The sequence below is a fragment of the Vibrio antiquarius genome, from assembly GCF_000024825.1.
GTDB classification, from domain to species: Bacteria; Pseudomonadota; Gammaproteobacteria; order Enterobacterales; family Vibrionaceae; genus Vibrio; species Vibrio diabolicus.
The window spans coordinates 2161367-2187897 of sequence record NC_013456.1; the positions used below are offsets into that span (position 1 = coordinate 2161367).

Below are 26531 nucleotides of genomic sequence, written 5' to 3' on the forward strand. Positions count from 1 at the left end.
GGTCGTTGTAAAATCGTACGGTACTTCAGTCTGGCGCCCTTTGCACTAGACTGTTTTCACTTTCTAATAATGCATATTAATCTCATGACACAAGTCCATGGACAAAGATAAGTTTACTAACATCTATCGCTTGCCTGGTTCGATTCAAATTCGTATCGGTAAATGGCAAAAAACGTTCCGCGGTACCTCTGATTTGATTTTACATCAGGCGCTAATGGAGCGTAATAAGCAGTTTAAGAAGCCAGACTTTTTACCTAAAGGCTGGTGCGTCACTCCTATTGACGAAAAAGATATTACTGTCACGCACCACGGTAAATATATCCAAACCGTCATGCGCACAATGTTGGACAGAAAGGTCTCGTACAAGCGATTATTCCTATCTCGAATGAGTGCGGAAGAAGGTGAAAAAGTGCTCCACAATTACAAACTGGAGTGGGTAAGGAAACATAACCAGATCGCCAAAAAGTACAATCAAATTAAGAAGAAACAGTACATGAACTTTGCAAGAGAAGAAGAGGAAACCCTCTACCCTTCGATTCCAAAGGGTGAGTTTGACAAAACGTTATGGAACAAGCTCGTCGTATCATCGTTTGGTCCGCAGAAAAAGTATAAAAACCCACACTTTGTCCGCAAAGCCGATTTCTAAATAAACACCCCTACACTAGGGGTGTTTATTTATCCGTTAAATCACCAATCGTAAGTTAAACTGGCAATAATATTTTGTCGATCGCCATACCAACAAAAACCATCACATGTCGCTATGTACTCTTTATCAGTGATATTTTTGGCTGCGACTTGTAGCTTGTAATCTCCAATGCGATAGCTGACCGTCGCATCCATTAAAAAGTAACTTGGTACTTTTAGTCTCTCTTCATTATCTCCGTATGACTCACCTGTATAGCGCGCACCTAAGCCAACAGCCACGCCATCAAGAGGTCCATCAAAGAAACGATAATGTGCCCAAGCTGATGATACGGTATTCGCGACTTGAGAAGGTGTTTTGCCAACCCATGTCTTATTGACGTCTTCTTTTATCTCTGCATCAACATAGGCTATGTTTCCGATTAATGTTAAGGATGGTGTCACATTAGCTACAACTTCAAACTCAACGCCGTTATTTTCTATTTTTCCTATTTGCGTTAATTCACTCAAGTAGATACGAGCCAAGTTTTCTTTTGTTGCCCGATACGTTGCAATATTGAAATAGCCATCAAATGAATCCGGTTGGTATTTCATACCGATTTCAAATTGATCACCGCTTTCCGGCTTCGCTGGCTTACCATTGCTGTCTTCTTGAATAATTGGATCAAAGTACTGAGAGTAACTAAAATATGGCGTGAAGCCAGAATCAGAAATATAAGCCGTTCCCACGCTAAACGTCCACTCTCCATTATCGACTTTCGTGCGAGCACCCGTGGTAACATTATGTACTTCATTACTTGTATCGTCGTAACGCGCACCCAATAACATTGTCCATTTATCGTTAATCAGCATATGATCTTGAAAATAGACACCGAGCTGTCGGTTCTCAACTTTCGTTCTTTGCTTATCGGTTTCGCTCAATGGCTGTAGCGTATTCGGATCGAGTAACGTTATATTATCCGAATAAGTGGGATTAAATACATTAAACCTAGGGTCAGGCAAAGCTCCCATTGGTGTGTTTAAGAGCGCATTACCATCAGCAACGATAGGATCATTCGCAAAGTCCTTACCATCGATACTGATCATTTGAAAATCTAAACCCAACATCAAGTTATGCTCAACGCTTCCCCAATTTACTTGGTGCATCAAACGATTATCAATATTAAAAGCATCGGATGATCCATCTTCTGTTGAAGCGCCCCGAAGTATGGTCTTGCGTTCATTTGATGGATCTAAAATCGGCCCCAACCCAGGTACATCAGCCGAGTAAACGTACGAATACATTTGTCTCAACTTAACATCCATTTCACTGTAACGAGCAGCTTGAACAAACGAAGTGGTATCATTAAACGCATGAGAAAACTCATAGCCTAAAGACACCTGATCACGCTCAAACGTCTCCCAGTTGGGATTGCCTATCGCTAAACTATCACTGATCTTTCCATTTTTGTTTGGCGTTAACGTTCCTTCAACTGGCAAAAATTGCAGATAAGGATCTGAGTCGTCTTTTTGATAGCTCATTAAAAAGGTAATTTCAGACGTCTCAGTAAATTTGTAAGTCATTGATGGAGAGAAAAGAATGCGCTCTGCTTCCACCCCACTAATTCTCGTCCCATTTTTTCTCGCTAACCCTTGAAAGCGGAAAGCCAACTGCTCACTCACCTCAGAGTTTACGTCAAGAGAAAGTTGTTTACGGTCTTCAGATCCGTACTCCAAAGATACAAGCCCTGAGCCCCCATCAAATTGAGGTCGCTTACTGACGACATTGATGACCCCACCTGGAGGATTTTGCCCATAAAGAACAGAAGCGGCACCACGTAAAACTTCAACCCTTTCCAAAGCAAACGGATCTATTTGCCAACTATAGAAACCAGAAGAATATAAACGGGTACCATCTTGATACAGCCCGCTGTTCGCCTGTTTAAAACCACGAATAATAAACCAATCTTGCTTGTTATCTTCGCCGAAATAATTAGTTTGAATACTTGGTGTGTACTGTAGTGCGTCAGAAATGCTAATAGAGGCACGATCATCCATTTGTTCTCGCGTAACAACAGACACCGCTCTTGGAGTCTCATTGATGGCAATATCAGTTTTCGTCGCTGCCCGACTCTTCGCTCCAAGATAACTAAAATCAGGACCAACTGCACTGTCTTGCTGCTGTCCAATCACGACTATATTTTGATCTTCCTGAGCCAAGACATTTGGTGTTGATAACGCTAATACAACCGCCATTGACGTTGGTGTCAGCATAAACTGCCGAGTCATATTATTCTCCTTTTTTGTCGGCAGCCAAACTAACCCTTCATGACTTCAGCGAACGCTGAAAGAAAAGCGAGTTACGGCATCGCCAGTTGTTTCCATAAAGACAAACCAGAGGTTTTTGCATAAGGCACTCGCAGTGGCATAGGTTACCAATGCCATTGCGAGTGCTTGTTTGTTGTATAAGTACTTTCTTCGTTGAGGCTTAGCTGGTATCTATAAACGGCGTAATCCCCACATCAGATACAAACCGCCAATGAGAGACGCCATCAGCCCTGTTGGTATTTCTTGCGGGTAAAGAACTTGTCGTCCCAACCAATCGGCCAACAACATCACGCCGGAACCCAATATCGCGGCGCATAACATGTGTTGTGACGCTTTGTTAAAGCCAAATAAGCGAGCTAAATGCGGAGCCAGTAACCCAACAAAGCTAATAGGACCAACAACCAATGTCGCACTGACCGTGAGACAAGCAACTAAAAGCAGCAGTATCGCGCGCGAACGATCAACGCGAATCCCAAGTGCTTTAGAGGAAGCGGCGCCAACAGGAAGAATATCTAGCCATCTTACGCAGAGAAAACTCAACCCTATAAAGACAAGCGCAGATAAAGACAATGGGAGTAACGTTTCAACCGAAACATAGTAGGTAGACCCAGACAACCAAGCCAATGCTTGATAACTTCTTGGGTCACCAGTGGCTAGAATAAAGCTCTGTATTGCATTCATCAGTGCGGTAATAGCAATACCAGTCAACAAAATGCGCTCCGGCTGAAAACCTGATTTACGGTTTAGCAGCACAATGACCAATACCGTCGCTAATGCGCCTACGAGCCCGCCTAGAGAAAGAGTGAAAATTGACGAACCAAACCCAGTAAACATCGCGATGATCAATCCCATCGCTGTCCCTGAACTGATGCCGATCACTTCAGGACTGGCCATTGGGTTTCCACTTAGGCGTTGAATCATGGTCCCAGCAATCGCCAACATTGCCCCCGCAATTGCTGCTGCAAATAATCTAGGTGCGCGCCATTCCAAAAAAATCCAATTTTGGCTAGAAAATAAGTTTGTCCACCCTTCATTTTGCACAGCAACCGTGGCAAAAAGAACAACGGAAATTAACGTGCCGATCAACGCCAATGAGATCGCTTTAGGGTTTAGCTTGTAAACATGTTGACGGTGTCGAGTTAACACTGTTTGAGTATGGCCCTGCGTCTTTTGTGATAAGCGAGGTAACAACCATAACAGTAGCGGAGAGCCCAATGCAGCCGTTGCTGCTCCCGTTGGTATAAAACTCGCCATTAGCCCCGGCAGTTGCTGAATAACCAAATCGGTTAAAGTCAATAACATGGCACCAATCAGCATCGATACCCAAAGCTTATGCTGGATTTTATTGATACCTATCAATCGAGTAATCGCAGGCGCTGCTAACCCGATGAAACCGATAATTCCTACTGCAGAAACGACCCAAGAAGTGATTAGTACCGCAAGCCCAATACAGACAAAGCGCAGTTTGGCTAGCGAGACACCTAAACTCTTGGCACCTTGCTCGGAGAGTTCTAACAGACTTAACGGCTTTGCAAACACAAATGCGATAACCGTGGCAAGTGCGATTCGAGGTGCAAGATACGAGAAATCTCCCCATCCGCTTTGAACAAGCGAGCCCGCTCCCCATATCATTAATCCATTCAGCTTTTCGGTATTCATCATCAGAATAACCGTACTTAATGATGCAAAGTACAGGTTTATCACTAACCCAGAAACGACGACAACCGTTGGAGATAACGCTCGTCGCCATGACAACAGTATCACCAACCCCATCGATATCACACCGCCGATGAGAGCAACCAAATTAGGCGCAATATCCAACATCCAAGGTGCAAATAGCGTAGCTAACATCAAAGCAAAACTTGAACCGCTCGCCACACCAAGTGTCGTGGGTGAAGCGAGAGGGTTACGCAGAACTTGCTGCATCAATACCCCAGCAACCGCTAATCCAGCACCAGATATAATCGTGGTGAAGACTCGAGGCCACCAGCTAAAGTGAAGTAAGACGGAATCGATAGATTGAAAGTTAGGTTTCCATAAACTGCTAAGAGCCAGTGAGAATGAACTTGCTTGATACAATTGGAAAGCACCAATAGAAAAGGTAAATGCCGAAAGTAACACCACAAGGCTTAAAGGCATGGCTTTCATTGTTCTAACTCCTCGACCTTACTCGCCGTAACTAACTCCGCGAACCGAAGCGCTGAAGGCATAGAACCAAAACTCCAAACAGGCGCGACTTGCATGACCTTCTCACCAGACTGTTGAACAACGTATTGCCAAAACGGATCTTGAGAGAGCCGCTTTTTGCCACCGTGAGGCAATGGCTCAACGATAACAATTTGGGCTCTTATACCTGCTAACTTATCGATGCCGACCAAGCTGAAGCCCCAGCTATTCGTCTCTTCGTTCCACGCATTACTCAGCCCAATCTTTTCGATAGCCTGAGAGTAAAGACTATTCTGACCAAAAACACGAACGTGCTTCGTATCCATAAACTGAATCATTAAAAGCGGCGGCTGGTCTTTGTTTATGCGCTGTTTTAGTAAAGAGAAACGTTCTTCATATTGTTGGATAAGTGCCTCAGCTTCCGCTTCTCTTCCTAGCTCTTCACCAAACCTCCGAGTGAAACGAGTAAGTACCGACCAATCTGTAATCCCGCTTTCATATAAGTCAATCGTGGTAACGGGGGCAATATCGACTAAGCGATGCTTCATTGAGGAGAAGTACGGGGCAATAAAAATACGTTCAGGTCTGAGCTCGTAAATACGCTCTATATTGGGTTGAGTTCTTAACCCTACATCCTTAGTTTGAGGAGGTAACGGTGGCGATTTTACCCAAGCATCGTAATCTTGCCCTTGAGCGACGCCTACGGGCACGACCCCTAACGCCAACATCGTTTCAGTTTGTGTCCAATCAACCGACATCACCCGAGGTGACGCCTCAGCTACTGCTTGAAAGGAACTGACCAAAAGCGCACTAAGTGAGAGAGCGAAAGAGAAATGCTTAAGTCGAGTGTTTGTACTGCTCATTATTCAACCTCTAGCTTGGCATCGCCACCGGATAACCCGCAGGGTGGTCAGAGATCTTCATCTCTATCCCGTATATGTCCCTCAGTTTAGGTTCAGTAAACACCTGTTCAACATTGCCTTGTACAATCAAATCACCTTGATGTAATGCAACGATATGATCGCAAAAGCGCCCCGCTAAGTTGATGTCGTGCAATACGATAATAACGCCCAAACCCAACTCTTTACTGAGTTTAGAGATGAGCTTCAACATATCGACTTGATGGCTAATATCTAACGCAGACAAAGGCTCATCAAGAAGCAAATACTCGGTTTTTTGCGCTAATAGCATGGCTAGCCACACTCGTTGGCGCTCCCCTCCAGATAGCGTATCAACTAAGCGATCTGCGTATTTTAGTGTTCCTGTCATCGCCATTGATTCTTCAACAATGTCATGATCTTTCTTGCTCAAACGACCAAGTAAACCATGCCATGGGTAACGACCAAAACCGACTAAATCTCGACCTAAAATACTGTCGGTCACCGGAAGATGCTGAGGCAAGTAGGCAATGTGTTGGGCGAATTTTTTCGCTGAGAGATCGTTAATGCTCGTTCCATGCAGAACCACGTCACCAGCGGTGTATGGCTGTTGCTGTGCCAGCAACTTTAACAATGTGGATTTTCCTGAACCATTGTGCCCAACAAGAGCGTATGTTTTCCCAGGTTCAAATGTCACATCAAACGCTTTTAGCAATGACTTGCCTTCAATCTCAAACTGGAGTGCTTTAGCTTCCAACATCCCTACTTCACCTAATAGCCATTCACAAATGAAAGCTAATCAATCGCTTTCATTCGTTCATCACGTTTGCCGTTCTTATTCAACAGAACGATTAATAAGGGAGGTTTTATATAACAACAAAGATACAAATGCAAACCGTTGTCATTATCATTACATCAACAAAGTCATTGAGAGAATTGCTAAGTGTTAATGATTATTTGTTGCGGATGACTTCATTAGTGGATTGTCGGCAGGTCAACGAGAGCAGCGGTCTACCACTGCCCTCGCATAAATTTGAATGAATACTGCGGCGCATGAAGAAATGAGAAATGCCGCAGTGAATAAATTAATGACGAGCGTCAGCGCCAAACTCTACTTCTTTATAGATATCGGCCAGCGACTTTTTACCTTGTTTGTCTTTGGCTGAACGCTTTTTCTTCGTTTGATAATGGTATTCTTGCTCCTGAAGTGCTTGTTCGTGCTCTTTTGCTGACTCAACAAACTCAGGATTTGCAAGTGCTTGTTGGCGTAAGCGGTTTACTCTTTCAAGGGTTTCCCACAACATACTTCACCTCCAAACTTATCACTGTATATAAAAACAGTATTGTTTAAATATTCCTCCTCGTCAACATTTCAACTTTGTTACTGCTCTTCACATTAACCCCAAGCCTGTATAGTGCTCCGGATATTTGTGGATGATTTTCTTTATATAACCTTGATGCTCTCGCAGAGCATTAACACATTCTCGAGATAACCATCCCTGATATACCCATTTTTCAAGTTCTAACAATGCGTATGGGATGGACCACGCTTGTCTGTACGGATGGTGCGTCGTCATAAAATCAAAGGCATTCGCGACAGCCGTAATTTGCGCGGCGATTGGTATATCGTCACTGGTTAAACCATACGGATAACCAGTACCATTTAAGTTTTCGTATTGATACGTAACCATCTGCAAAAACAAAGTCACACTCGGGTGAACCGGATTTCCGATACGAGCCACTATGTCATCGGCCGAGTCGATGCAACGCTCAATATGTTGCATCAATATCGCCTCTTGTTCTTGAGTATAATTTGTTCGGCGACTAGCAATTTCAACTGGCAGCTGAATATCACTGAGCGCATGGAATTGAGCAAAAATACCAATATCTTCGACCATTTCATCATTCAGGTGATAACGATCCGCTAACTGCGTTGCGATGACTTGGCTGTAGTACTTCATTCGTTTGGTATGCGCGTAAAACTCAGGGGAGTAGCCTGGCATCATACATTGCATTCGGTTCGCCAACGTTTCTATCGCGCTAACGACGTGGTCTTCTGATTCAACCGCAAATTGAATCATTTCGAAATAAGGTTTGAGACTATTCAACGCTTCTAAGCTAAACGCATTGGGCTGAGTAGAATTTAAAAACACAAAGCCAGTAAATGCTTTATTGTCGTAACAAGGAATCGCAACCGACGACTGGTATCCGTGTTTGAGTAAGGTTTGAACCCGAGGACAATGATTAATATCGTGAAGGTCTTCGACGATGCGAGGAATCGCGTTTTTGGAGGCAATATTGAGGTGGTGGAGTTTACGGAATGCTGACTCATGGTGGGCTAAACACCAAGTGTCGAACTCACTTTCTGCAAATGATTTGAGCACATCTTGGTCTGGGTGATATTTAGCAAATGACACCCTATCAATACACGGCAAGTGCGCCTGCATCCTGCCCTTTAGCGTTTGCAGTTGCTCATTAAGCGGTTTTGCAAACGGGTAAAAACTCCGGTGCGCCATACTTCACCTCCACACCCAAGCAGAGAAACAAGAGAAGCTCATTGTGTTGTAAATTCAATGGTATTTTGAGCGGTTTTCTCCACTTAAATTATCGATATACCACAACTTAAGTGTACGAAATAAAAGCACATTTCTACCAATTCTTTCACCGAATATCTTACGGTAATTTGATCCAGATTAAAAAAGCCAACGAGCGAAACTCGTTGGCTTAACAATACTGATTGATTACGATGGATTCAGTAACTAGAGGTTATTCAGAGAACGTTCTAAACAACTAGCCCAGAGCAGGAAGCACACCCAGCGTAATTAACAGCTGAGCTAATACGATACCTGTGCCAGCGATACCCGTTATCACTAATGCGCCTTGGCCACCAGCTACTCGGTACTCTCCTGTAAAATCATCCGATTTACGAACCTTGATCACCATAACCAGAGGTAAAAAGATGGCTAAAATCGCTAAGGCAATCGCTGCATAGCCCAAAGCCATAATAAAGCCTTGAGGGTAAAAAAGTGCGAAGCCCAGCGGTGGGGTAAACGTCACGAGTGCCGCAACCAAGCGATTAGGCTTATCGTTGCTCCCTTTGATGGTATCACCCAAAAATTCGAATAGACCCAAACTCACACCAAGAAATGACGTTAACAGTGCCAAATCAGCAAATACACCGACAATGTTGCCTAAGTTTGATTGGTGCACCGTCTGCGATAGTTGACCAATAAGGGCGCTCAACCCGCCGTTTTCAATAAGCGTACTTTGGCTAACCACACCCAATGTCACGATCTGCCAAAAGATGTAAATCACGAGCGGGATCGTCGAGCCAATAATAACAGCTTTGCGCAAAGAAGAAGTATCGCCATCTAAGTAATTCACAATTGCCGGAATACTTCCGTGAAAACCAAACGAAGTAAAGATAACAGGAATCGCCGCTACAATAAGACCTTGCTCAATCGGCATACTCAATAAGTAAGATTCCGTAACGTTTGGAGCAAGAAAAGAAAGCACAGCAACCATCGCAACAAGTTTCATCGCGAACAACACGCGGTTAACTTTATCGACCGTACCGGTACCAACTGTCACAACTAAAGTCACAATCAAGGTAAAGATTATCGTTGATGTAGACCCTGAAATATCAAGGTCAAACCATTGTGCGAGGCGATCTCCGAACTGAGCACCACCGCCAGCGATGTACGCTGCACACAATGAGTAGAACAGAAACAACATCGCAAAACTTGCCACCCACTTGCCTTTTTGGCCCAGGATCTGTTTCGCTAAAGTATGAAGAGTTGCACTACTTTCTGCATGCTGATGAAGCTCTAGCATGAGTAAGGCAGTGAAAGCCATCAGAGCCCATAAACTGAGCATGATGATGATTGAAGTTGAAAAACCAATGCCGGCAGAGGCAAGTGGAAGGGCTAGCATGCCAGCACCTATTGTAGTTCCCGCGATAATTAGAGTACTACCGAATACTTTAGAACGACTCATTGTATATTTATCTTTACACTTTATTAGGAATTATCGGTATTAAATCGGGCAACGGCGTACCGAAGCCAATACCATATTTGTAATGCTGTCGATATTGTAGGATCTTCAGCAGAAGATCAAGCAAAGTGTAAGGATAAAAAACCACAAGTGTAAATAAAAATTTACACATCACTGATATCCAACAATAGCTGAGTACATTCTTCCCTGCTCATGAACTTAGGGACAGGGTAATTCCAGTGCGCCTCTTTCAGAATTAAATCTACAAGCGCATCAGCATCTTCGCGCTTAATGAGTGCACTTTTCTGCTTAATATCAATGCTTGCAAACAAAGACTCCACGTGCGTCAAAAAGTGTTGAGCACTCGCCTCACCTGACTGCCCTTCGGCCGTCAACGCATCGAGTTTTCTTAGTTGAGGCTCTATCTCTGATAATGAAAAGCGCAACACAGGTAACAAGGCTAATCCGTTTGCCATGCCATGAGGTATTCCATATTTCGCACCGAATGTGTGAGCAAACGCATGAACATAACCCAAACTCGCTTTCGTAAATGCTAAACCTGCGTAATAGGATGCCATGGCCATTTTATGTCGAGCTTCAACATCATCCCCTTGTGCTACGACCCGAGGAAGATACTTAAAAATTAACTTAATGGCGGCAACAGAGTAAGCCCTAGTTTCTTGAGTAGCATTTCTCGACACATACGCCTCAATAGCGTGAGTTAATGCATCAACGCCAGTATCAGCCGTGATCTTAGGAGGTAAACCAATCATTAAGTTCGCATCTAAAGCTGCCATTAGTGGCACTAACTTTGGATCCATCAAAGGGGTTTTAATGTGTGAGGAGGGATCTGATACGACCGCGGCGATGGTGACCTCACTTCCTGTTCCTGCGGTCGTTGGAATAGCAAAAAGTGGCGCTGGCATTCGCCATACTTTCAATAGTCCAGCTAACTTTTTTATTGACCGTTTATTGGTAACTTTCGCAGCAATGACCTTTGCGCAGTCCATTGCCGAGCCACCACCCAAAGCTAATATGCCCTCACAATGAAAACGATGGTAAGCCTCTAGACCGCTTTCTACCTGATCATAGGTAGGATCGGGCTGCACTTTCGAGAAAACATCTAACTGTAAATCGAGTTGTGCTGCCGCCTTGAGCACCTTATCGACAATACCGACTTGGACTAACCCTTCGTCGGTAACTAATAAGACGCGTTTAAATCCCAGTTCGGTCATCGATTCTAATAGCTCATTCACCGAACCGGGCCCGGAAAACAAGGTTGGTCTCGGCATAGGAAGGATAAGAGCCGCTATTTTTAGCCCTGCGGTGTAAGTCCGATATAAGCGATGCTTCAACATACGAAATCCTTTTCATTTAGAGCTATCATTCTAGCTACTTTTATCACCTATGCTTACTTTGCAATCACACATTTTTTAATTAAGTCATTTCATCAACACATAAATGCTGCTGAGGGAGCAATACCGTTATCTTGATCTCCCCACACCATGTGAGCTGTAGAGAAAATTATTTTTTATGACTTTCCATTAGCGTTACCTTAATAACTCACCCCTCTTCGGCTTTGCCGATCATAAAGTGGTTATTGAAGGTGCCTTATCATTCATACAAACTCAAAAATATGAATTCTGCTTAATCACATAACGGTACGGTATATCAGTAATCTAATCCGAACATCACTTATAAAAATACAAATAAGAATGCGTTACATCATGATTTATTGTCGTTTTCAAATAAGTCAATAAAAGCAACAATAATCTTTCAAAACTAATACTTAGTTCAAATAACTGACTCTTAATCATGAGCTTCAGGTGATATTGTTATGCAACTAGGATTATTATCCGCCCCATAATTAAAACTACGTCTAAACGCCCACCTTTTTGGGGTCTATTCGCTGTCGTACCCAATTTTCCTATCACCTTCTGATTTGGGTTTCGCGTGGGCTAATTAGCAATGTCGGTATAAACCATGAATCATTCTTGCCATTCCCATACGGACACGGGCTTTGAAGTCGATCTAAAACAAGCACTTATCTGGGTTGCTCGAGCACTCGATTATGTCGGTGTTGACGATACTCACCACAGCCATCGTGTCGCTTATATCGCTTACCAATGTGCTCGCGTCATGGGTTGGGAGCCAGAAAAAGCGGAGTTTTGTTACTTCGCAGGTATGATCCACGACTGTGGAGTCTCCGAAACACAAGAACATAAAATGTTACTTGGAGAGCTGGTGCCACAAGACGTGAAAACACACTGCTTAAGAGGGTACCGAAGCCTCAAGCAATGTCGTTTGTTGCGCCAATTTGCGACACCAGTTCTTTACCACCATACACATTGGAGCGAACTAAAAGAGCTCGATTTACCGCCTTTTGAAAAAGAGGTGGCCGCCCTGCTCTACTTATCAGACCGCCTTGATTTTATGCGCTCAAAATACGTCATGAACTGCCACTGTGACATTGTCACGCTTCATGAAGAATTGATTGCTGAGTGCATCATGGCAAACGTTGGAACCTTGTTTAATCCAAGTATGGCCGAAGCAATGGTTAAACTCGTCATGACCGACGCGTTTTGGTTCGCGATGGAGTCGGAAAATATTGAAACCATAGGCCTAAATTTTAAAAGCATTGATTGGCTTCAAAAGCAATTAACCATCCAAGATATGAACAGTTTGGGAATGTTTATCGCTCAAATTGTCGATGCAAAGAGCCCGTTCACTTATCAACATTCACAAAAAGTAGCGGAATTATCTCGTTATCTAGCAATTAAGCTTGGGCTAAACGAGCACGACCAAGAAATGTTATATATTGCAGGGCTGGTGCATGATATTGGAAAGTTAAAAACACCAGATGAAATCCTTCACAAAGAAGGCTCTCTAAACAAACAAGAGTACACACGCATTAAACGCCATACCATTGATACTCAGCTCGCATTGCATAAGGTCTTCCCTAACGCGAAAATAGCGGAGTGGGCTTCCAATCATCATGAACGTTTAGACGGGTCGGGCTATCCCTATCACAAAACAGGCGACGAGCTCGATGTACCATCGCGTATTATTGCTGTCGCGGATGTCTTCCAAGCCCTGTCTCAAGATCGCCCCTATCGAGGACGAATGACTCAAACACAGATCGCCGACATTATGGGTGAGCAAATAGCCAAAGAGGAGCTTTGCTCTGACGTTTATGCGGTATTAGAACGAAACATGACAGAGTGTTACGAACTCTCAACCGACGTTTAATCAAAACAGGGGCGAACACACGCCCCCCTTTTTTAGGATGATAAGACTAGGCCGACAAATAGTTAGCTAGCAATATCAAGTAAATTATCTCGCACACCATTGATTCTGAACCAACCAGCGATACTAAAACGCTCGGCATTGGTTGGTAACACCTCATGTGGGAACTGCTCTGATAAGAATACGAACAAACGCCCTGAGCGTGGGGGAATGGTTGCAATTTTATTGTCATTCAAATCGTATACTACTAATTCACCCGCGTCTTCTTCCGTCCAGGATTCGTTCATATAAAAAACGGTCGTCAATCGACGGTTTTCGTTACCTTTGAAGCAATCTAAATGTTTTTGGTAGAAGTCCCCTTTCTCGTACTTGGCAAAATGAGCTTCGTACTCAAAAAGTCCAAGAAACAAGTGACGGTTCACTTCTTGGCGGATCTCTTCCATTTTATCCAAGTAAGAAGTAACAGCATGCCCCATATTTGGCGATAACCATTGAATCTTGTCACTACGAATAGATTCAATACGAGTAACATCATCGTTACGACCAATACGTGCTTTTTTCCAATTGCTTGGAATGCAATCTCGCAGTTGAGCCACCTCTTGTTCAGAAAGAAAGTCATCCCAGATGTAGTAGCCATTGGTTGCTAACGCATCGATCATTTTATTCATTATTTTCGTTCACTCGTGTTAGTTGGGCGCTCTATATAAAAAATCTGCGACACAACAACAAATGCGATTTTTTATCGAGACGACAACTAAGCAAAACGAGAATTAAAATAGACGATACAAGATACAAAAATGCCGCTCATGTGAGCGGCAATGTCGTTTGTTATTGACGAGCTTCTAATCTCGTTGCTCGAATTCGCAACGGACGAAGACGCTTAATGCTAGGACGCTGTTTGTTTTTTAGCTGGATATGACAAAGTTCCAGAATCAAACCAAATGCCATCGCAAAGTACACATAACCTTTATTGATATGAATTGCGAAGCCTTCTGCCATCAATAAGCCACCCAATAAAACCAGGAACAGCAATGCCAACGTTTTAAAGCCGGGATAGCGCGTCACCAGATTATTGATTTTTTCAGCAGTCATTACCATCACGATTGCAGACGAGACAATCGCCGCGACCATAAGCGGGACATCACTTGTCAAACCGACGGCGGTTATCACCGAGTCCATTGAGAATACCGCATCCACAGCAACAATCTGCAGCAGCACTACCGCTAATCCAGTACGAGCATGAGTCGAGTGGCCAGATTCATTGTGATTTAGCCAGCTCCACAACTCTTTCAGGCTTTTTGCCAATAAGAATGCACCACCCGCGATCATGATCACGTCTCTTCCGGTAAACGCCTGGTTTACGATAGAAAACAGTGGTTGAGTCAACTGCATAATCCAAGAGATGGAAAAAACCAATGCAATACGAGCAATAACGGCAAGGCCGATGCCAAGGTTTCTTGCCAGTTTACGTTGGTGATGTGGCAATCTTTCACATAGGACGGAGATAAAAACGACGTTATCAACGCCTAAGACAACTTCAAGCGCAAACAAAGTGGCAAAAATCGCCCAAGCCTCTGGTTGCATGAAAAGTTCTAACATGAGTACGCCTCCAGTGATGGGAAGACATACGGTGAAGGGTTCTGTCGACTAAAGGGGTCGTCCATTAATTATTTATACCTCTGTTACTTAAGGATCTTGAGTAAATCACCAAATAATCAACAACACAATGGCTATTTTTAAAGGTAATGGCGGCTTTTCATTCGTACACAAACTATTCAGCCCTCGCACTAGAAAGATAAATGAAATAGAAATTCTTAAATTGAAGAAAGGAAAACGACAAAGACCTAACAAACCCAAGAGAATTCTTTGATCTTACAAAACTCAAGTTATTTTTACGCAACACGTTAAATACATTGAGCTCAAAGCGAAAGATGCTCATTTACGAGATAAACAATAGTAAAAATTTGTTTCATCCTGATATACTGCCAAAAATCATAAGAAACCATGCTATTTATGGACTACATTGCTCTTTCACGCATTAGCCTAAAACATCTCACTGTATTGCATATGTTGTTAACCACTCACAGTGTTACGCTTGCCGCAGAGCGCCTGTGTGTGACACCTTCGAGCGTCAGTAAAACACTTGGGCAATTACGTGAAACGCTGAAAGATGACCTTTTCTATCGCGATGGTACTCGCTTGGTACCAACGGCATTTGCGCTGCACATTGGCCCCTCGATCCATGGCATACTCTCTAGCATGAATGGATTATTACATCAGGGCTCATTTAATCCAGCTTACTATCAGGGCAGTTTCTCATTAGCTATGCGTGAAAGTTCGTTTGAGCTTTTTGCGCCAGTTCTACAACATTTATCTCAGCAACTCGGTAATCACGCACATTTGAATGTGCATGCAAAAGAGGAAATGAGTTTCGATGCGTTGGTAAGAGGCCAAGTGGACTTTTTGCTGCTTCCACACGATCTTAGTCAGCCGCCCACGCAAAACAAAGACTTGGTATGGCAAACCATTCTGAAAGATGAAATGGTTTGTTTAATGGGACCATCAAATCCACTCTCTAATCAGCCTTTGTCTATTGAAAGCTACCTCTGTGCAAGACACATTGGGATTCATGATAAAGATCTCTCACAACCTTATTTCGAGCAGAACCTCACACAAAGGCACTCGAAGCGAAACATGGCTATGCGTGTAGCGGATTTTGGTTCAGCTGCGGTGATGTGTCAGCACTCAGATTACTTGTTCACCTGTTCCAAACTTTGGGCAAGGGCGGCCATGCAAGCAAAAGGCTTGGTTGAACAATCCCTTCCATTCGATTATGGACAGGTAGCCTACAGCCTCGTTTGGAACAAAGCGAGCTTGAACGATCCGGCTTTAAAATGGCTACAAAAACAATTGCTCGATGCCTGTGCCATGCTAGACGCGTGCGATGCGTGAGTAAGATAACGAATCAAAACTGCATTACGTGAGTACAGTCGGCACTGCGATGGGGTTACTCACGTAACGTAAAAGTTCTGATTTTAAGCGTTCGATATCATGGCGAGAGCACGCATCCCAAGTTAGCGCCTCCCCCATGACTCCGTGATGTTGAAATGCATTTAAACGGATAAGCACCGATTCAGGCAAAGTACTCAAATAGCGCCCAATCGCTACGATTTCTATATCTAAATCACTTTTCCCTGGAATATGCAGTAACCGAACTTCATACAATTTTTCATGCTTTGCGAGGTACTGAAGCGTTTTGAATACACGGTGATTATCACGCCCAGTTAGCCACTGGTGCGTCTCTGTCTGCCACGATTTCAAATCGATCATCGCACCGTCCAGAAAAGGAAGCACACGCTGCCAACCTGTCACTGATAAAGAGCCATTGCTGTCGATGAAACAAGAAAGGTGCTGTAGCTCAGGATCTTGCTTCATCCCTTTAAACAGCTCAATAATGAAAGGAAGTTGTAAGGTAGATTCCCCACCGGATACTGTAACACCACTGATGAAAAAGCGATGTTTGCGTATCAAATCGAGCATTGTTACCACAGAGTAGTCAGTAATTTTTGGATTAGATTGGTTCTGACATATCTCTATACAATGATCGCAGTGGGTGCACTCCTCTTTAAGCCAAACAACGTTGTTGTTTTCGTCGAACTTCAGTGCGTCTGCCGGGCACTCACTCACACAATCACCACAGTGATTACAATGGTTTATTGTATGAGGGTTATGACAGTTCAAACACTGATAGTTACAACCCTGTAGAAAGATGACTAGACGATTTCCTGGCCCATCAACACAAGAGAAAGGAAGGATACGAGTGACTTTTGCCAAAAGGCTTCCACTTCGTCTAGACATCTTGTTCTTTCCTAAACCGACCTTTACGCCTGCGTGTAGGTCGGTGTCATTTCATGACTCACCACACGTGGTGAGCGGTCTAAAATCCCAGTATTTTTTGCCGCCTCTGCTCCCAGAAACGTCGTATTGGTTCTCGAACCTTCTGCATCATATTTTGCGATATCAGAAAGTTTGACCATGTATCCCGTAACGCGAATCAAATCATTTGAGACCACATTCGCGGTAAACTCACGATAACCAGCATTTAACGCCCCTTTGCACAAATTGAACATCGCTTCTGGGTTTGATTTCACCGTTTCATCAATCGTCAAAATATCGCTGATACCTGCACGATAATACTGGTGATGCTCAGCTGTTGCTTGTACATAAGTGACAGGGTCTGGCTCCGTGCCATAAGGAAGACGCACACCTGGCGTAACGCCAAGATCTAAGCTAATACCACCTTGAGCATGTAAGAGCGCTTTGCCATCCAAACCATATTTCACTGGGGTTGACTCCACTAGTTTCGCCAGTGTGGCTGAAACATCATGAGCAAAAGCATTCGCACGTTCATCTTTTCCGTACTGCCCCGATTGCCCTTCTTTTTCGAACAGAAGGTTCACCGCTTCTGCCATACCATAAATGCCATACATTGGTGCGAAACGGGATTCTTCAATCACCCCTTCTTGCGTCAAAAATCCTTGAAAGAAATTGGACTTTTCATGCAAGTGCGTACTTCTAGCGTCCATCAACTCAACCATTAATTGATGGTATAGAGGTAAAACACTGTTTAAGAAGTCGTTACAATCCGATGCTCGTTCTGCGACTTCTTTTAGGTTCATTCGCACCAGCGTGTTTGAACCACCAGCCAGTGGCAGTGAATTGTAGCAACTTACAATACCAAAACGTGAACCGCTGTAGGCTTTAGAGTGCGCAGGGTAATTGGCAATATGAGGCTTACTACACTCGCAAATATTCTGCGTCGCTTGACGAAGTAAATCATCAGGCGTGACCGACTCGTCGTACATGAAAGTAAGATTTGGCGCAATCTGCTTGAGCTCGGCGTCCACTTTTAAAATAGTGCGACAAATAATATTGTCTGTCGGTCCGACATTCACGTGCATAAACGCATCTGGCAATGTGCGATCCAACATGATCCAAAAATGTTTTAACTTTTTGTAAATTTGATTCTCTGTCAGGTCGCCTATGTAAGGCAGTAAGACATCATCCAACTGACCTAAATACACCGGAATATTCGTTACCGATGGAACATGATGGTAAATGATGGTGAGCATATTCAGCGCATCATCGAAATCGTCAGCTGGAAGCAACTCTAGATACTCAGAGCCTTGCGATAGGAACTTAGCGTAATCAGGCAGCACATAGCGTGGTTTGAAAGGTGCATGGCCTTCAAACATATCACAGATGATTCCTTCATCCATTGCTTGTCTTAGCGATGGGGAAATCGACATGTAAGGAATACATGCTTCCGCCTCCAAGGCCAAAAAGTTCGACTTTTGTTTTGGAGAAAGACGAACATCAGTCGCAATGTCTAGAAAACGTTGTTGTAGTTCAGAAAGGCTTTTCATCTGAGATGTCCCTGAAAAAGTAACCACAAACCCACAAGATAAAACATGGATTCTACCCCTAAAGAGTAACGTGATTTTACTCCGGCTTACCTGTTGCCACTAATGAAAATAAACAAAACGTCTATTTCCATAATGGAAATAAGCTAACGCTAAATTAGGTTATTGCAACTTACGCTATTGAAATAATCCAACCATGCACCGAACACGCGCTTTCTCATCGGTTTGCCGTCGACAACATGACGCCCGCGCTAATAAATACTCCGCCAGTCAGGCGATTGAACAACTTGGCTCTTCCAGCGACAAACAGCCAGTCTGAAGCTTTTACACCTAATAATGCATAAAATGTTAGCCAACTTAGCTCAAACACCACAAATGTAGATGCAAAAATCGCGTATTGAGCCAGCAAAGTCGCAGAGGGATCAATGAACTGAGGAAACAAAGCGGTAAAAAAGACAATCGCTTTCGGGTTACTAGCGCCAACAATAAAACCACTGGTGAACGCGCTGATCCCATTCGAGGAGCTTTGGACGGCTGCCGTTTTGTCAAAATCCGTTTGAGAAGAGCGCAGCGCTTGAATGCCTAACCAGATTAAATAAGCGGCACCACACCATTTGATGATATTGAAGACCAGCTCAGATGAGGCAATCACAACCCCTAACCCGGTAAAAGAAAGCGTTAGTATAATAGTGATCGCTGATAAACTGCCTAGCGCAGTCATGAGGGCAATACGAAACCCACTACTCACACCTTTACTTAAACACAGCAATGAGCTTGGCCCAGGCGATGCAGTGAGCACCAAAATGGCCAGGGTGTAAAAAATCCATGTATCAATTTGCATTGGCATCCCTTCCCGCAAAAAGTAGAGGGTTATATCTCAATCTTTATTGAGATATTCCTAGCTCAGTTTCCATCCATGAAACTCGATTCTTTAATAACCACCTAGTCCCTACATAATTTAGAAACCATTAATAGATAGTTATGCAATCAAAATACGCTCTGCATGCAAGGTTGTAAAGCATGTTTATTTTTCTTAATCATAAAAAGGCTTGGGATCGATTTCTAACGATGACGGAGCGACTGCTCTTTCTATTTTGTGTAGGCTATTTTTCAAATCGACCATCGCCACATCGATATAACGTTGATATTTGCGTGAGTAAAAACACTTCACTTCTGGCTTTAAAGCTTGAGAGTCATTTGAGGACCAAACAATACCAACACGCCCATCACTCAACTCAACAATAGAGCCCACTGGGTACACCCCAACGCAATTAATGAACTTGTAGACTAGGTCTGCATCTAAATGAAATGGCGTTAAACTCAACAAGATTTTAAACGCTTCTGCTGAGCTCATGCCTTTTTTGTAGCAACGATCGGCCGTCAATGCATCGTAAATATCAACAATACAACTCATGCGGCCGTGAATCGGAATCTCATCGCCCTTCAAGCCTCTAGGGTAGCCATTGCCATCTAACTTCTCATGATGCATCAAACAGACATCGCGACTCACATCACTAAGGCCCTTTACATGGAGAATAATCTCACCAGCGAACACTTGATGTAGCTTCATGTGTTCAAACTCTTCAGGTGTTAGCTTTGCTGGTTTATGCAAAATCTTGTCATCAACTTTAATTTTACCTACATCATGAATGATGCCACCAATAGCGAGCTGCTTTAATGTCTGCTTATCTAACCCCAAGTACTTACCAAATGATACTAAAAGGCAAGCCACATTGACGGAGTGTTCCAACAAGTAGGAGTCTTTTTTTCGGAGTGCAGAAACACATTGCAACGCATCTGAGTCGATAAAAACGCTTTCAATGACATCATCGGCCCAAGCTTCTACCTCATCAACTTCAATGATTTTGCCTTCAAAAGTTTGATTCAATAGTTTCTGCGCCAGATCTTTTGCTTCCGCAATTAGCTTTTTGGCTCGTTTATGTTGAACATCTCTCGAGCGATAAGCGCGTTGAACCTTCGAAAAGTCAGAGGACTTGGGCTCTCGCTCCTCTTCTACGGCAACAATGGATTCATCCACAGGCTTAAAGACACACTTCTGAGAAGATAATGTTTGATCTACCCAAACATACTTCACGCCGCTCGCGGTAAGCTTCTTAATGCCCTCTGGGCTAGATATCCGCCCTGCATTGGCTAAATTTACGCGCTTGTTGTGCTCTATCGCGGTAACAAACATACCAACGCCGACATCAGCGAGCGCAATTTTGATTGAATTTTTTGGATCGTACTGCATAAAAAGAAAGCTTACTCGATATTAACGGCAGTATTATAAGAGATTTGATTAATTGGCGTGATAATAAATTAGAATTGATTACTATTAATGAGCATCCTGTCAATTAATAACCCATCGCGATCACTAAGCCCTTTTTGTTAATATGGTCTTTAGCCTAGCAAATATACAGATATGACACTCAAGAACAGAACCTCTAACCGACACGTCTTAAAATAACTTGAGGATAATTATTCATAAATATTTATAGATTGCGGACAGCATCAATAACTGTATTTTATAAATGATTTTTACTGTTGACTATTTTTTATAAATGTCGATGATTAGCCGCCTAATCTTAGTATGTTATTAACCTAGTAGCGCATAAAATGATAGCCAAACAATTTGAACTGATACTTTTGTGATTGTAATGTACGCCAACAGATCAACTCTATGTTATCAAACCCCCACACTCATCTCTGATGCTAAAACGCTCGAGGAGGAAATATCTTGACCACCATATTTGACCAACAAGCCTCAGATAGTGACCGAGAGTTCCTGAAAATCGTTGAAGAACGATTCATTCATATCTTCGACGTATTTAACGAAGGCCTCTTCTACATGGATGAGTTTGGTACCATGGTATTTTACAACAAAGGCTTCTATGAACAGCTCGGTATTAACGCTGGCCGAATCAGTTTAGAGCAGTGGTTAGAACTTGTTCATCCTCTTGATCGAGAAAGGCTGTCCACAAGGGTCGATGCGCACATCACGACCAACAATACGAGGGTTACAACCACTTACCGAGTTCGTAAACCCAATGGACAATACGTCTGGATAGAAGGCGTAGCCATGACCAAAGAAACAGAACATGGCCATTACATGGTTGGCAGCCATCGCGATATTTCTGAGCGTAAGCTGATGGAAAGTTACATCCATCAAGTTGCATTTCATGACAACGCGTCAGGCATGGCTAACCGCGCCCATCTCTTGCTGGATATCGAGGACAGTGTACGTACCACCGATTCTTGCGCGTCTATTTGTTATATTCAGATCGAAGACATCAAATCTTACTTGAATCAATATGGCAGTGAACTGGTCGACGGGTTAGTAGAGAAGTTGCTACAAACTCTCAGTCACTTGCCCTCTCCAAACAGCTCGGTGTATCGCGTGCATGATGATGACTTTGCGATTTTGATTCACGATGAGTGCTCAATAGAAGCGCTACAGAGTTACGCTGAAAGTTTAAAACAAACCTACCATGAAGCGGTGATTGAAGAAGGCCAATACCTAGGTAGCAACATTAGCATTGGTTTGTATCCTTGTATTGACCCTAGTCACTCCGCAGAGGAGATTTTACGTAAAGCGGCAAGAACTTGTCAGTACGCGAGCGAACAAAATAGAGACCGCGTCGCGGTCTACAGTGAGAAGACGCAGCATGCCGTTGATCGCTACTTCTTTATTGAGCAAGGTCTTAAAAGTGCGCTAGAAAAACAGACATTAAGTGTTAAGTTTCAGCCAATTATTGACGCCAAAAGCTCAAAAGTGGTGAGCTTCGAATCGCTAGTTCGCTGGCGTAGCAAAGAGTTTGGCGAAATTTATCCCGACGAGTTTATCCCTGTAGCAGAGAACAAAGGATTGATCGTCGAACTGGGATATCAAGTATTTGCCAAAGCGTGTGAATTCATCAAAAACTACCGTGAACGTTACCAAAACCAAGTTCGTGTTAACGTGAACGTTTCTGTACTTCAGTTGATGAACAGCGAATTCCCTACGCGAATTAAAGCCATGGCGGATGAAGCTGGCGTTGACCCCGAGTCTATTGTTTTGGAACTGACAGAAACGTTTATTTTGGATAATAACCAGACGGCCATTGCTCCCCTAAGCACGCTCAGGGAGTTAGGTTTTGCACTCTCGCTCGATGACTTTGGCTCTGGTTACAGTTCATTAAATAGCTTCTTCGACTTGCCGATGACACAAATCAAAATTGATAAGTCGATGGCATGGAAGACATTGACCAATCGCTCTTCTCAAGAGTATTTGAAGTTTCTTATCACTATGTGTCAGGAAAACAATATTGAAGTGGTGATAGAAGGCATCGAAGACGCAAAAATGTGTGACTTCTTTTCCGAGATGGGCGTCGATTATTTGCAAGGTTATTGGTTCTCTAAACCACTCTCTGTTGCCAGTGCCAGTCGCTATTCATTGAGCTAAACCGTTCTTCGGCGAAATAATCCCAGAATTAACGCTATTCCGCACGGCCACGTTAAGCATGCTGAACTACTCACAGTAAATTTCAGACACTAACTGGCCGTGACGAAAACAACCTTAGAGAGCCTTGATTAACGTAGGCGCTCAAAAACAACACTCTGATCTAAGTGTTCATGATATTGAGTGTAATCTAAGCCCATATCAAAGATATATTGAGTCACCAAGTTTCTAACGCACTCAATCAATTGGCTCGCTTGCCATGGCTTCTCAAAGTAGCGATCAATACCTGCGGAGTTAATCGCATTAATGGTATCCGTGTGTGTCGCCTGCCCCGTCAGAAGCACTTTACGTGTGCGAACAAAACGACTGTCTTTTGATACCTCTGTCAGTAGTTCCACTCCTGTTTTACCTGGCATGACATGATCGGAAATTATTAATGCGATCATCTCGCCTTCTGCATCAAGCTCATCCATCAGTTCTAGAACCTCACCTGCGGATTCGCAGTCTTCGATATTCAACCACTGATGTAACGGCTCTAAATCTTGTAGAACCGCGCTTAATACCTCTCGTTGGTCATCAACGCAAATTACATTAAGCTTCTCCATGTTCACCCTCTACTGGTAACTTGATTCTAAAAATTGTTTTTTCACTGTCGCTCTTTACCACAATAGAGCCGTTATATCCGGCGATAATGCGTTTCACAATCGACAGCCCTAATCCTAAACCAAACGACAACCCACCCTTTTTAGTGGTGAAGTTTGGCCGGAAAATTTTTCTGCGTGTCGCTTCATCGATTTCTGGTCCGTTGTTAGCAATCGTGACCAAAATTTTCCCCTTACTCTCTCGAGTATGTATTTCGATCCCCGGGTCTTCGGTTTGACCAAGTGCATCACACGCATTCTTTAAAATATTGACCCAAACTTGGACGAGTTCGGTTTGAGAGCCGACAAAGTCCGGCAACTCCGCTGGGCTAAAACGTACGCTCACGCGTCTTAAGTCACTTTGCAATAGGGCTAGCGCTCGATTTATTGAGTCATTAATATTAAACGCTTCATCCAGGTCGATATCCGTACGCCCCAATTGTTTCACTGAACGTACAATGCCAACAGTATGTTTAGAGGCGATACGCAAATCATGAAGGTCTCGCCCCATTTGCCAGAAACGTATCGCTTCTTCAGGTCTTTTTAACCAATGCTCCGACAGGAAATTATTTGGAACGGCACGTGCGAGATCACGCGCGAGATCCTTGGGTAAGCCGTAATATTTTTCGAAGTGACGTCCCCGCTTTCTCGCTTCGCTGGAAGAGACTTTCTGTCCTTGCATCAAACCAAAATCAAAAAACTGACTCGCTTCCGGATGAACTTCTTCAAGCAATTCCATGATGACCGACTCGAGTCGCTCTGATTTACTGCTTACCACACCAATAGCATTGTTCAACTCATGAGCAATACCCGCAGCAAGCTGCCCTAACGTTGTCATTTGCTCTGCGGTATGCAGCTTTTGCAACGCTTTTTCTTTAGCCAAGGCCTCTTGCATTGCACGCCGTTGACGCCGAGATAACTCGTTCACCATCACAGGCATAAATTGTGTCGTCAATGGTCCGTATGTCGCCTCTTCCACCGCGGGCGTATCACGCTGTATCCAAGCCAGTTCAACGTCGGTTTGAGCAATCACTGTCGAAGAGGCCGTCCATGTACCAGAAAAGAAACTATGTACGCCAATAAACGCACCTTGAGACGCAGAAAATACCTGAATTGGCTTCTTGTCGTCTTCCGCATAATAGCCAGCCAACTCTCCTGAAAGCACGTAGTACAACCGATCGTTGTAGCCAGCTTGCTCGATCAGCACCGATCCGGATAAAACCGTTAATCGGCGTTCAAGATGGTTAAAATAGCGTTGTACTAACGCATCTAGTTTCGTTTCGTACATGGGTTACCCAATATGCCCAACGGTATGTAAAATCCAAACCATAACAAAACTAAGTAATACACCAATCACGCCCAGTACTGCACCGATACGAGCCATTTGGCTGCTTTCGACATGCCCAGTAGCATGAGCTAACGCGTTTGGTGGCGTACTGATTGGTAACGACATACCGAGTGACGCGGCAAATGTCACGACTAAGATCAGCGTCACTTCTCCACCCAATGGCGTTAACGAAGTCATTGAGGTACCTAGCGCAGCCATAATCGGCATAAGTAAGTTTGCAGTGGCCGTATGCGACATAAAGTTTGCCATTAACAAGCACAAGAACGCCGCACCAAACAAGACCACATATGGCGAGAACTGATCAAACGGAATACTGTGTACCACCAGCTTCGCAAGCCCTGTTTTATCCAGAGCAAGACCCAGAGCGATACCACCTGACACCAACCAAAGCACGTCCCAAGAAATTTTCTTCAAATCTTCCTTGTTGATAATGCCCGTCAATGAGAATACCGCGACCGGAATTAATGCCACTGTGTAAGAGTTCATCCCATGTGCTGACCCCATCAACCAGAGAATAATCGTACCTGCGAAGGTGACATAGACAATCATCGCTTTTGGTGTTTTCAAAAACTTGCTCTTAATATTCAGATCGATGGTGGTTTGCTCGGCTTTATACAAAAAGCCAATCAGAAACCACGCTAGTGCCATCATTACAATGACGAATGGCACGCCAAATACCATCCATTCACCAAAGGTAATTAAATTGTCACCAACCAAATATTTCAGCGCGATAGCATTCGGGGGCGTGCCGATTGGTGTACCAATACCACCAATGTTGGCGGCAACAGGAATACACAAGGCAAACGCAATTCGACCGGGATCTTTAGGCCCAAATACCGCAATCACAGGGGTTAGAATCGACAACATCATCGCTGTTGTTGCGGTGTTTGACATAAACATGGAAAAGACAGCGGTGATCAACATCAAACCCAACATAACGAACTTTGGGTTTTGCCCAAATGGTTTTAGCAACACGCGCGCTAAGTTGACATCCAGCCTGTACTTTGTCGCCGCCATAGCTAAGAAGAACCCGCCGAGGAACAGCATAATAATCGGGCTAGCGAAAGTCGCCATTATCTCGTTATATTGCAACAGCTCACCAAAATGTGGCTGCCCTTCTTGCAAGCGAAAAAGCACGATGCTCTTATTCGAAACAAGCAATAATTCGAGCACAATGATAACGACCGAAGTCGCGTAGATTGGAATAGGTTCAAACACCCAGCAGAGTGCAGCAAGCAAGAAGATTGCGATCACTCTCTGCTGGACGATAGTAATGCCATCAAATGGGAATGCAGAGAGGGGCATTAACCAAATAAGCAATGGTATCAATGTTGGAATAATGTATTTGAGATAAGGGCGCATAGTACTACTTCTCTTCCTGAGATGGTTAGCCAGACACGTTTGGCGTTTGGAACGCCATTACCCACCGCAATACCGAGGCTTTTAGGC

The 26531-nt window shown here is 43.7% G+C and carries 21 protein-coding genes; 4 read left to right on the forward strand and 17 right to left on the reverse strand.

The window, feature by feature from the left end:
* Window positions 1-97 precede the first annotated feature (97 nt).
* Window positions 98-646, forward strand: coding sequence for an MSHA operon transcriptional regulator (locus VEA_RS10120; RefSeq protein ID WP_012841863.1), 549 nt, complete (start codon window positions 98-100; stop codon window positions 644-646).
* Window positions 647-687: 41 nt separating this feature from the next.
* Here the strand turns inward: VEA_RS10120 and VEA_RS10125 are convergent, their stop codons facing one another.
* The 8 genes from VEA_RS10125 to VEA_RS10160 all read right to left on the reverse strand — a co-directional run bounded on the left by VEA_RS10125 (window position 688) and on the right by VEA_RS10160 (window position 11344).
* The gene (locus VEA_RS10125) at window positions 688-2910 is read right to left on the reverse strand and encodes a TonB-dependent siderophore receptor (RefSeq protein ID WP_006741568.1); all 2223 of its coding nucleotides are present in this window, start codon (window positions 2908-2910) and stop codon (window positions 688-690) included.
* Window positions 2911-3120: 210 nt separating this feature from the next.
* Entirely contained in the window at window positions 3121-5097 is a 1977-nt protein-coding gene (gene fhuB / locus VEA_RS10130; RefSeq protein WP_006741569.1) for a Fe(3+)-hydroxamate ABC transporter permease FhuB, read from the reverse strand.
* Complete coding sequence (locus tag VEA_RS10135; RefSeq protein ID WP_006741570.1) at window positions 5094-5978, reverse strand: ABC transporter substrate-binding protein; 885 nt, start codon at window positions 5976-5978, stop codon at window positions 5094-5096. The genes fhuB and VEA_RS10135 overlap by 4 nt, the downstream gene beginning before the upstream one ends.
* A 10-nt stretch (window positions 5979-5988) precedes the next feature.
* Window positions 5989-6753, reverse strand: a complete 765-nt coding sequence (locus VEA_RS10140; protein ID WP_006741571.1) for an ABC transporter ATP-binding protein — start codon at window positions 6751-6753, stop codon at window positions 5989-5991.
* A 325-nt stretch (window positions 6754-7078) separates the two neighbouring features.
* Window positions 7079-7297 (reverse strand): hypothetical protein, encoded by a 219-nt coding sequence (locus tag VEA_RS10145; RefSeq protein ID WP_005377723.1) that lies wholly within the window; start codon window positions 7295-7297, stop codon window positions 7079-7081.
* A gap of 87 nt (window positions 7298-7384) precedes the next feature.
* Window positions 7385-8509 carry an HD-GYP domain-containing protein gene (locus tag VEA_RS10150; RefSeq protein WP_005394178.1) on the reverse strand — a complete coding sequence of 375 codons (1125 nt, stop codon included), beginning with the start codon at window positions 8507-8509 and terminating at the stop codon, window positions 7385-7387.
* A 274-nt stretch (window positions 8510-8783) separates the two neighbouring features.
* Window positions 8784-9989, reverse strand: coding sequence for an aromatic amino acid transport family protein (locus VEA_RS10155; RefSeq protein WP_006741572.1), 1206 nt, complete (start codon window positions 9987-9989; stop codon window positions 8784-8786).
* A 161-nt stretch (window positions 9990-10150) separates the two neighbouring features.
* Window positions 10151-11344 carry an iron-containing alcohol dehydrogenase gene (locus tag VEA_RS10160; protein WP_006741573.1) on the reverse strand — a complete coding sequence of 398 codons (1194 nt, stop codon included), beginning with the start codon at window positions 11342-11344 and terminating at the stop codon, window positions 10151-10153.
* 625 nt (window positions 11345-11969) lie between these two features.
* Between VEA_RS10160 and VEA_RS10165 the strand changes: the two genes are divergently transcribed.
* The gene (locus tag VEA_RS10165) at window positions 11970-13235 is read left to right on the forward strand and encodes an HD domain-containing phosphohydrolase (protein WP_006741574.1); all 1266 of its coding nucleotides are present in this window, start codon (window positions 11970-11972) and stop codon (window positions 13233-13235) included.
* Window positions 13236-13297: 62 nt separating this feature from the next.
* Here the strand turns inward: VEA_RS10165 and VEA_RS10170 are convergent, their stop codons facing one another.
* Window positions 13298-13900: a 2OG-Fe(II) oxygenase gene (locus VEA_RS10170; protein ID WP_041852966.1), complete on the reverse strand. Its 603-nt coding sequence runs from the start codon at window positions 13898-13900 to the stop codon at window positions 13298-13300.
* Between the two features lie 160 nt (window positions 13901-14060).
* Window positions 14061-14831: a TerC family protein gene (locus VEA_RS10175; RefSeq protein WP_006741575.1), complete on the reverse strand. Its 771-nt coding sequence runs from the start codon at window positions 14829-14831 to the stop codon at window positions 14061-14063.
* 414 nt (window positions 14832-15245) lie between these two features.
* Here VEA_RS10175 and VEA_RS10180 point away from each other — a divergent pair, with 414 nt between their 5' ends.
* Complete coding sequence (locus VEA_RS10180) at window positions 15246-16184, forward strand: LysR family transcriptional regulator (RefSeq protein ID WP_041853038.1); 939 nt, start codon at window positions 15246-15248, stop codon at window positions 16182-16184.
* 24 nt (window positions 16185-16208) lie between these two features.
* Here VEA_RS10180 and VEA_RS10185 read toward each other — a convergent pair whose 3' ends face one another.
* From VEA_RS10185 to VEA_RS10200, 4 genes are all read right to left on the reverse strand, one after another.
* Window positions 16209-17090 (reverse strand): YjjW family glycine radical enzyme activase, encoded by an 882-nt coding sequence (locus tag VEA_RS10185; protein ID WP_006741577.1) that lies wholly within the window; start codon window positions 17088-17090, stop codon window positions 16209-16211.
* Window positions 17091-17113: 23 nt separating this feature from the next.
* The gene (locus tag VEA_RS10190) at window positions 17114-18658 is read right to left on the reverse strand and encodes a YjjI family glycine radical enzyme (RefSeq protein ID WP_012841867.1); all 1545 of its coding nucleotides are present in this window, start codon (window positions 18656-18658) and stop codon (window positions 17114-17116) included.
* Between the two features lie 214 nt (window positions 18659-18872).
* Window positions 18873-19496, reverse strand: coding sequence for a LysE family translocator (locus VEA_RS10195; protein ID WP_012841868.1), 624 nt, complete (start codon window positions 19494-19496; stop codon window positions 18873-18875).
* Window positions 19497-19688: 192 nt separating this feature from the next.
* On the reverse strand, window positions 19689-20906 hold the full coding sequence (locus tag VEA_RS10200) for a cyclic di-GMP phosphodiesterase (protein ID WP_006741580.1): 1218 nt from the start codon (window positions 20904-20906) through the stop codon (window positions 19689-19691).
* A 486-nt stretch (window positions 20907-21392) separates the two neighbouring features.
* On the opposite strand from VEA_RS10200, the gene VEA_RS10205 reads away from it, so the two are divergent.
* Entirely contained in the window at window positions 21393-23096 is a 1704-nt protein-coding gene (locus VEA_RS10205) for a putative bifunctional diguanylate cyclase/phosphodiesterase (protein WP_006741581.1), read from the forward strand.
* 128 nt (window positions 23097-23224) lie between these two features.
* On the opposite strand, the gene VEA_RS10210 is transcribed toward VEA_RS10205, so the two are convergent.
* The 3 genes from VEA_RS10210 to VEA_RS10220 are packed head-to-tail and all read right to left on the reverse strand — an operon-like array spanning window position 23225 to window position 26444.
* A complete protein-coding gene (locus tag VEA_RS10210) occupies window positions 23225-23698 on the reverse strand; it encodes a response regulator (protein ID WP_012841869.1) in 474 nt (157 codons plus the stop codon).
* Window positions 23685-25022 carry a sensor histidine kinase gene (locus VEA_RS10215; RefSeq protein WP_005394159.1) on the reverse strand — a complete coding sequence of 446 codons (1338 nt, stop codon included), beginning with the start codon at window positions 25020-25022 and terminating at the stop codon, window positions 23685-23687. The genes VEA_RS10210 and VEA_RS10215 overlap by 14 nt, the downstream gene beginning before the upstream one ends.
* Window positions 25023-25025: 3 nt before the next feature.
* Complete coding sequence (locus tag VEA_RS10220; protein WP_005394158.1) at window positions 25026-26444, reverse strand: SLC13 family permease; 1419 nt, start codon at window positions 26442-26444, stop codon at window positions 25026-25028.
* Window positions 26445-26531 lie beyond the last annotated feature (87 nt).

Coding starts and splice junctions, on each gene's coding strand:
- VEA_RS10175 (WP_006741575.1), bottom strand. CDS start 14,831: ATGTTAGAACTTTTCATGCAACCAGAGGCTTGGGCGATTTTTGCCACT.
- VEA_RS10210 (WP_012841869.1), bottom strand. CDS start 23,698: ATGGAGAAGCTTAATGTAATTTGCGTTGATGACCAACGAGAGGTATTA.
- VEA_RS10180 (WP_041853038.1), top strand. CDS start 15,246: ATGGACTACATTGCTCTTTCACGCATTAGCCTAAAACATCTCACTGTA.
- VEA_RS10145 (WP_005377723.1), bottom strand. CDS start 7,297: ATGTTGTGGGAAACCCTTGAAAGAGTAAACCGCTTACGCCAACAAGCA.
- VEA_RS10200 (WP_006741580.1), bottom strand. CDS start 20,906: ATGCAGTACGATCCAAAAAATTCAATCAAAATTGCGCTCGCTGATGTC.
- VEA_RS10220 (WP_005394158.1), bottom strand. CDS start 26,444: ATGCGCCCTTATCTCAAATACATTATTCCAACATTGATACCATTGCTT.
- VEA_RS10195 (WP_012841868.1), bottom strand. CDS start 19,496: ATGCAAATTGATACATGGATTTTTTACACCCTGGCCATTTTGGTGCTC.
- VEA_RS10120 (WP_012841863.1), top strand. CDS start 98: ATGGACAAAGATAAGTTTACTAACATCTATCGCTTGCCTGGTTCGATT.
- VEA_RS10160 (WP_006741573.1), bottom strand. CDS start 11,344: ATGTTGAAGCATCGCTTATATCGGACTTACACCGCAGGGCTAAAAATA.
- VEA_RS10155 (WP_006741572.1), bottom strand. CDS start 9,989: ATGAGTCGTTCTAAAGTATTCGGTAGTACTCTAATTATCGCGGGAACT.
- VEA_RS10190 (WP_012841867.1), bottom strand. CDS start 18,658: ATGAAAAGCCTTTCTGAACTACAACAACGTTTTCTAGACATTGCGACT.
- VEA_RS10150 (WP_005394178.1), bottom strand. CDS start 8,509: ATGGCGCACCGGAGTTTTTACCCGTTTGCAAAACCGCTTAATGAGCAA.
- VEA_RS10135 (WP_006741570.1), bottom strand. CDS start 5,978: ATGAGCAGTACAAACACTCGACTTAAGCATTTCTCTTTCGCTCTCTCA.
- VEA_RS10215 (WP_005394159.1), bottom strand. CDS start 25,022: ATGTACGAAACGAAACTAGATGCGTTAGTACAACGCTATTTTAACCAT.
- VEA_RS10185 (WP_006741577.1), bottom strand. CDS start 17,090: ATGTCTAGACGAAGTGGAAGCCTTTTGGCAAAAGTCACTCGTATCCTT.
- VEA_RS10140 (WP_006741571.1), bottom strand. CDS start 6,753: ATGTTGGAAGCTAAAGCACTCCAGTTTGAGATTGAAGGCAAGTCATTG.
- VEA_RS10165 (WP_006741574.1), top strand. CDS start 11,970: ATGAATCATTCTTGCCATTCCCATACGGACACGGGCTTTGAAGTCGAT.
- VEA_RS10170 (WP_041852966.1), bottom strand. CDS start 13,900: ATGAATAAAATGATCGATGCGTTAGCAACCAATGGCTACTACATCTGG.
- VEA_RS10125 (WP_006741568.1), bottom strand. CDS start 2,910: ATGACTCGGCAGTTTATGCTGACACCAACGTCAATGGCGGTTGTATTA.
- fhuB (WP_006741569.1), bottom strand. CDS start 5,097: ATGAAAGCCATGCCTTTAAGCCTTGTGGTGTTACTTTCGGCATTTACC.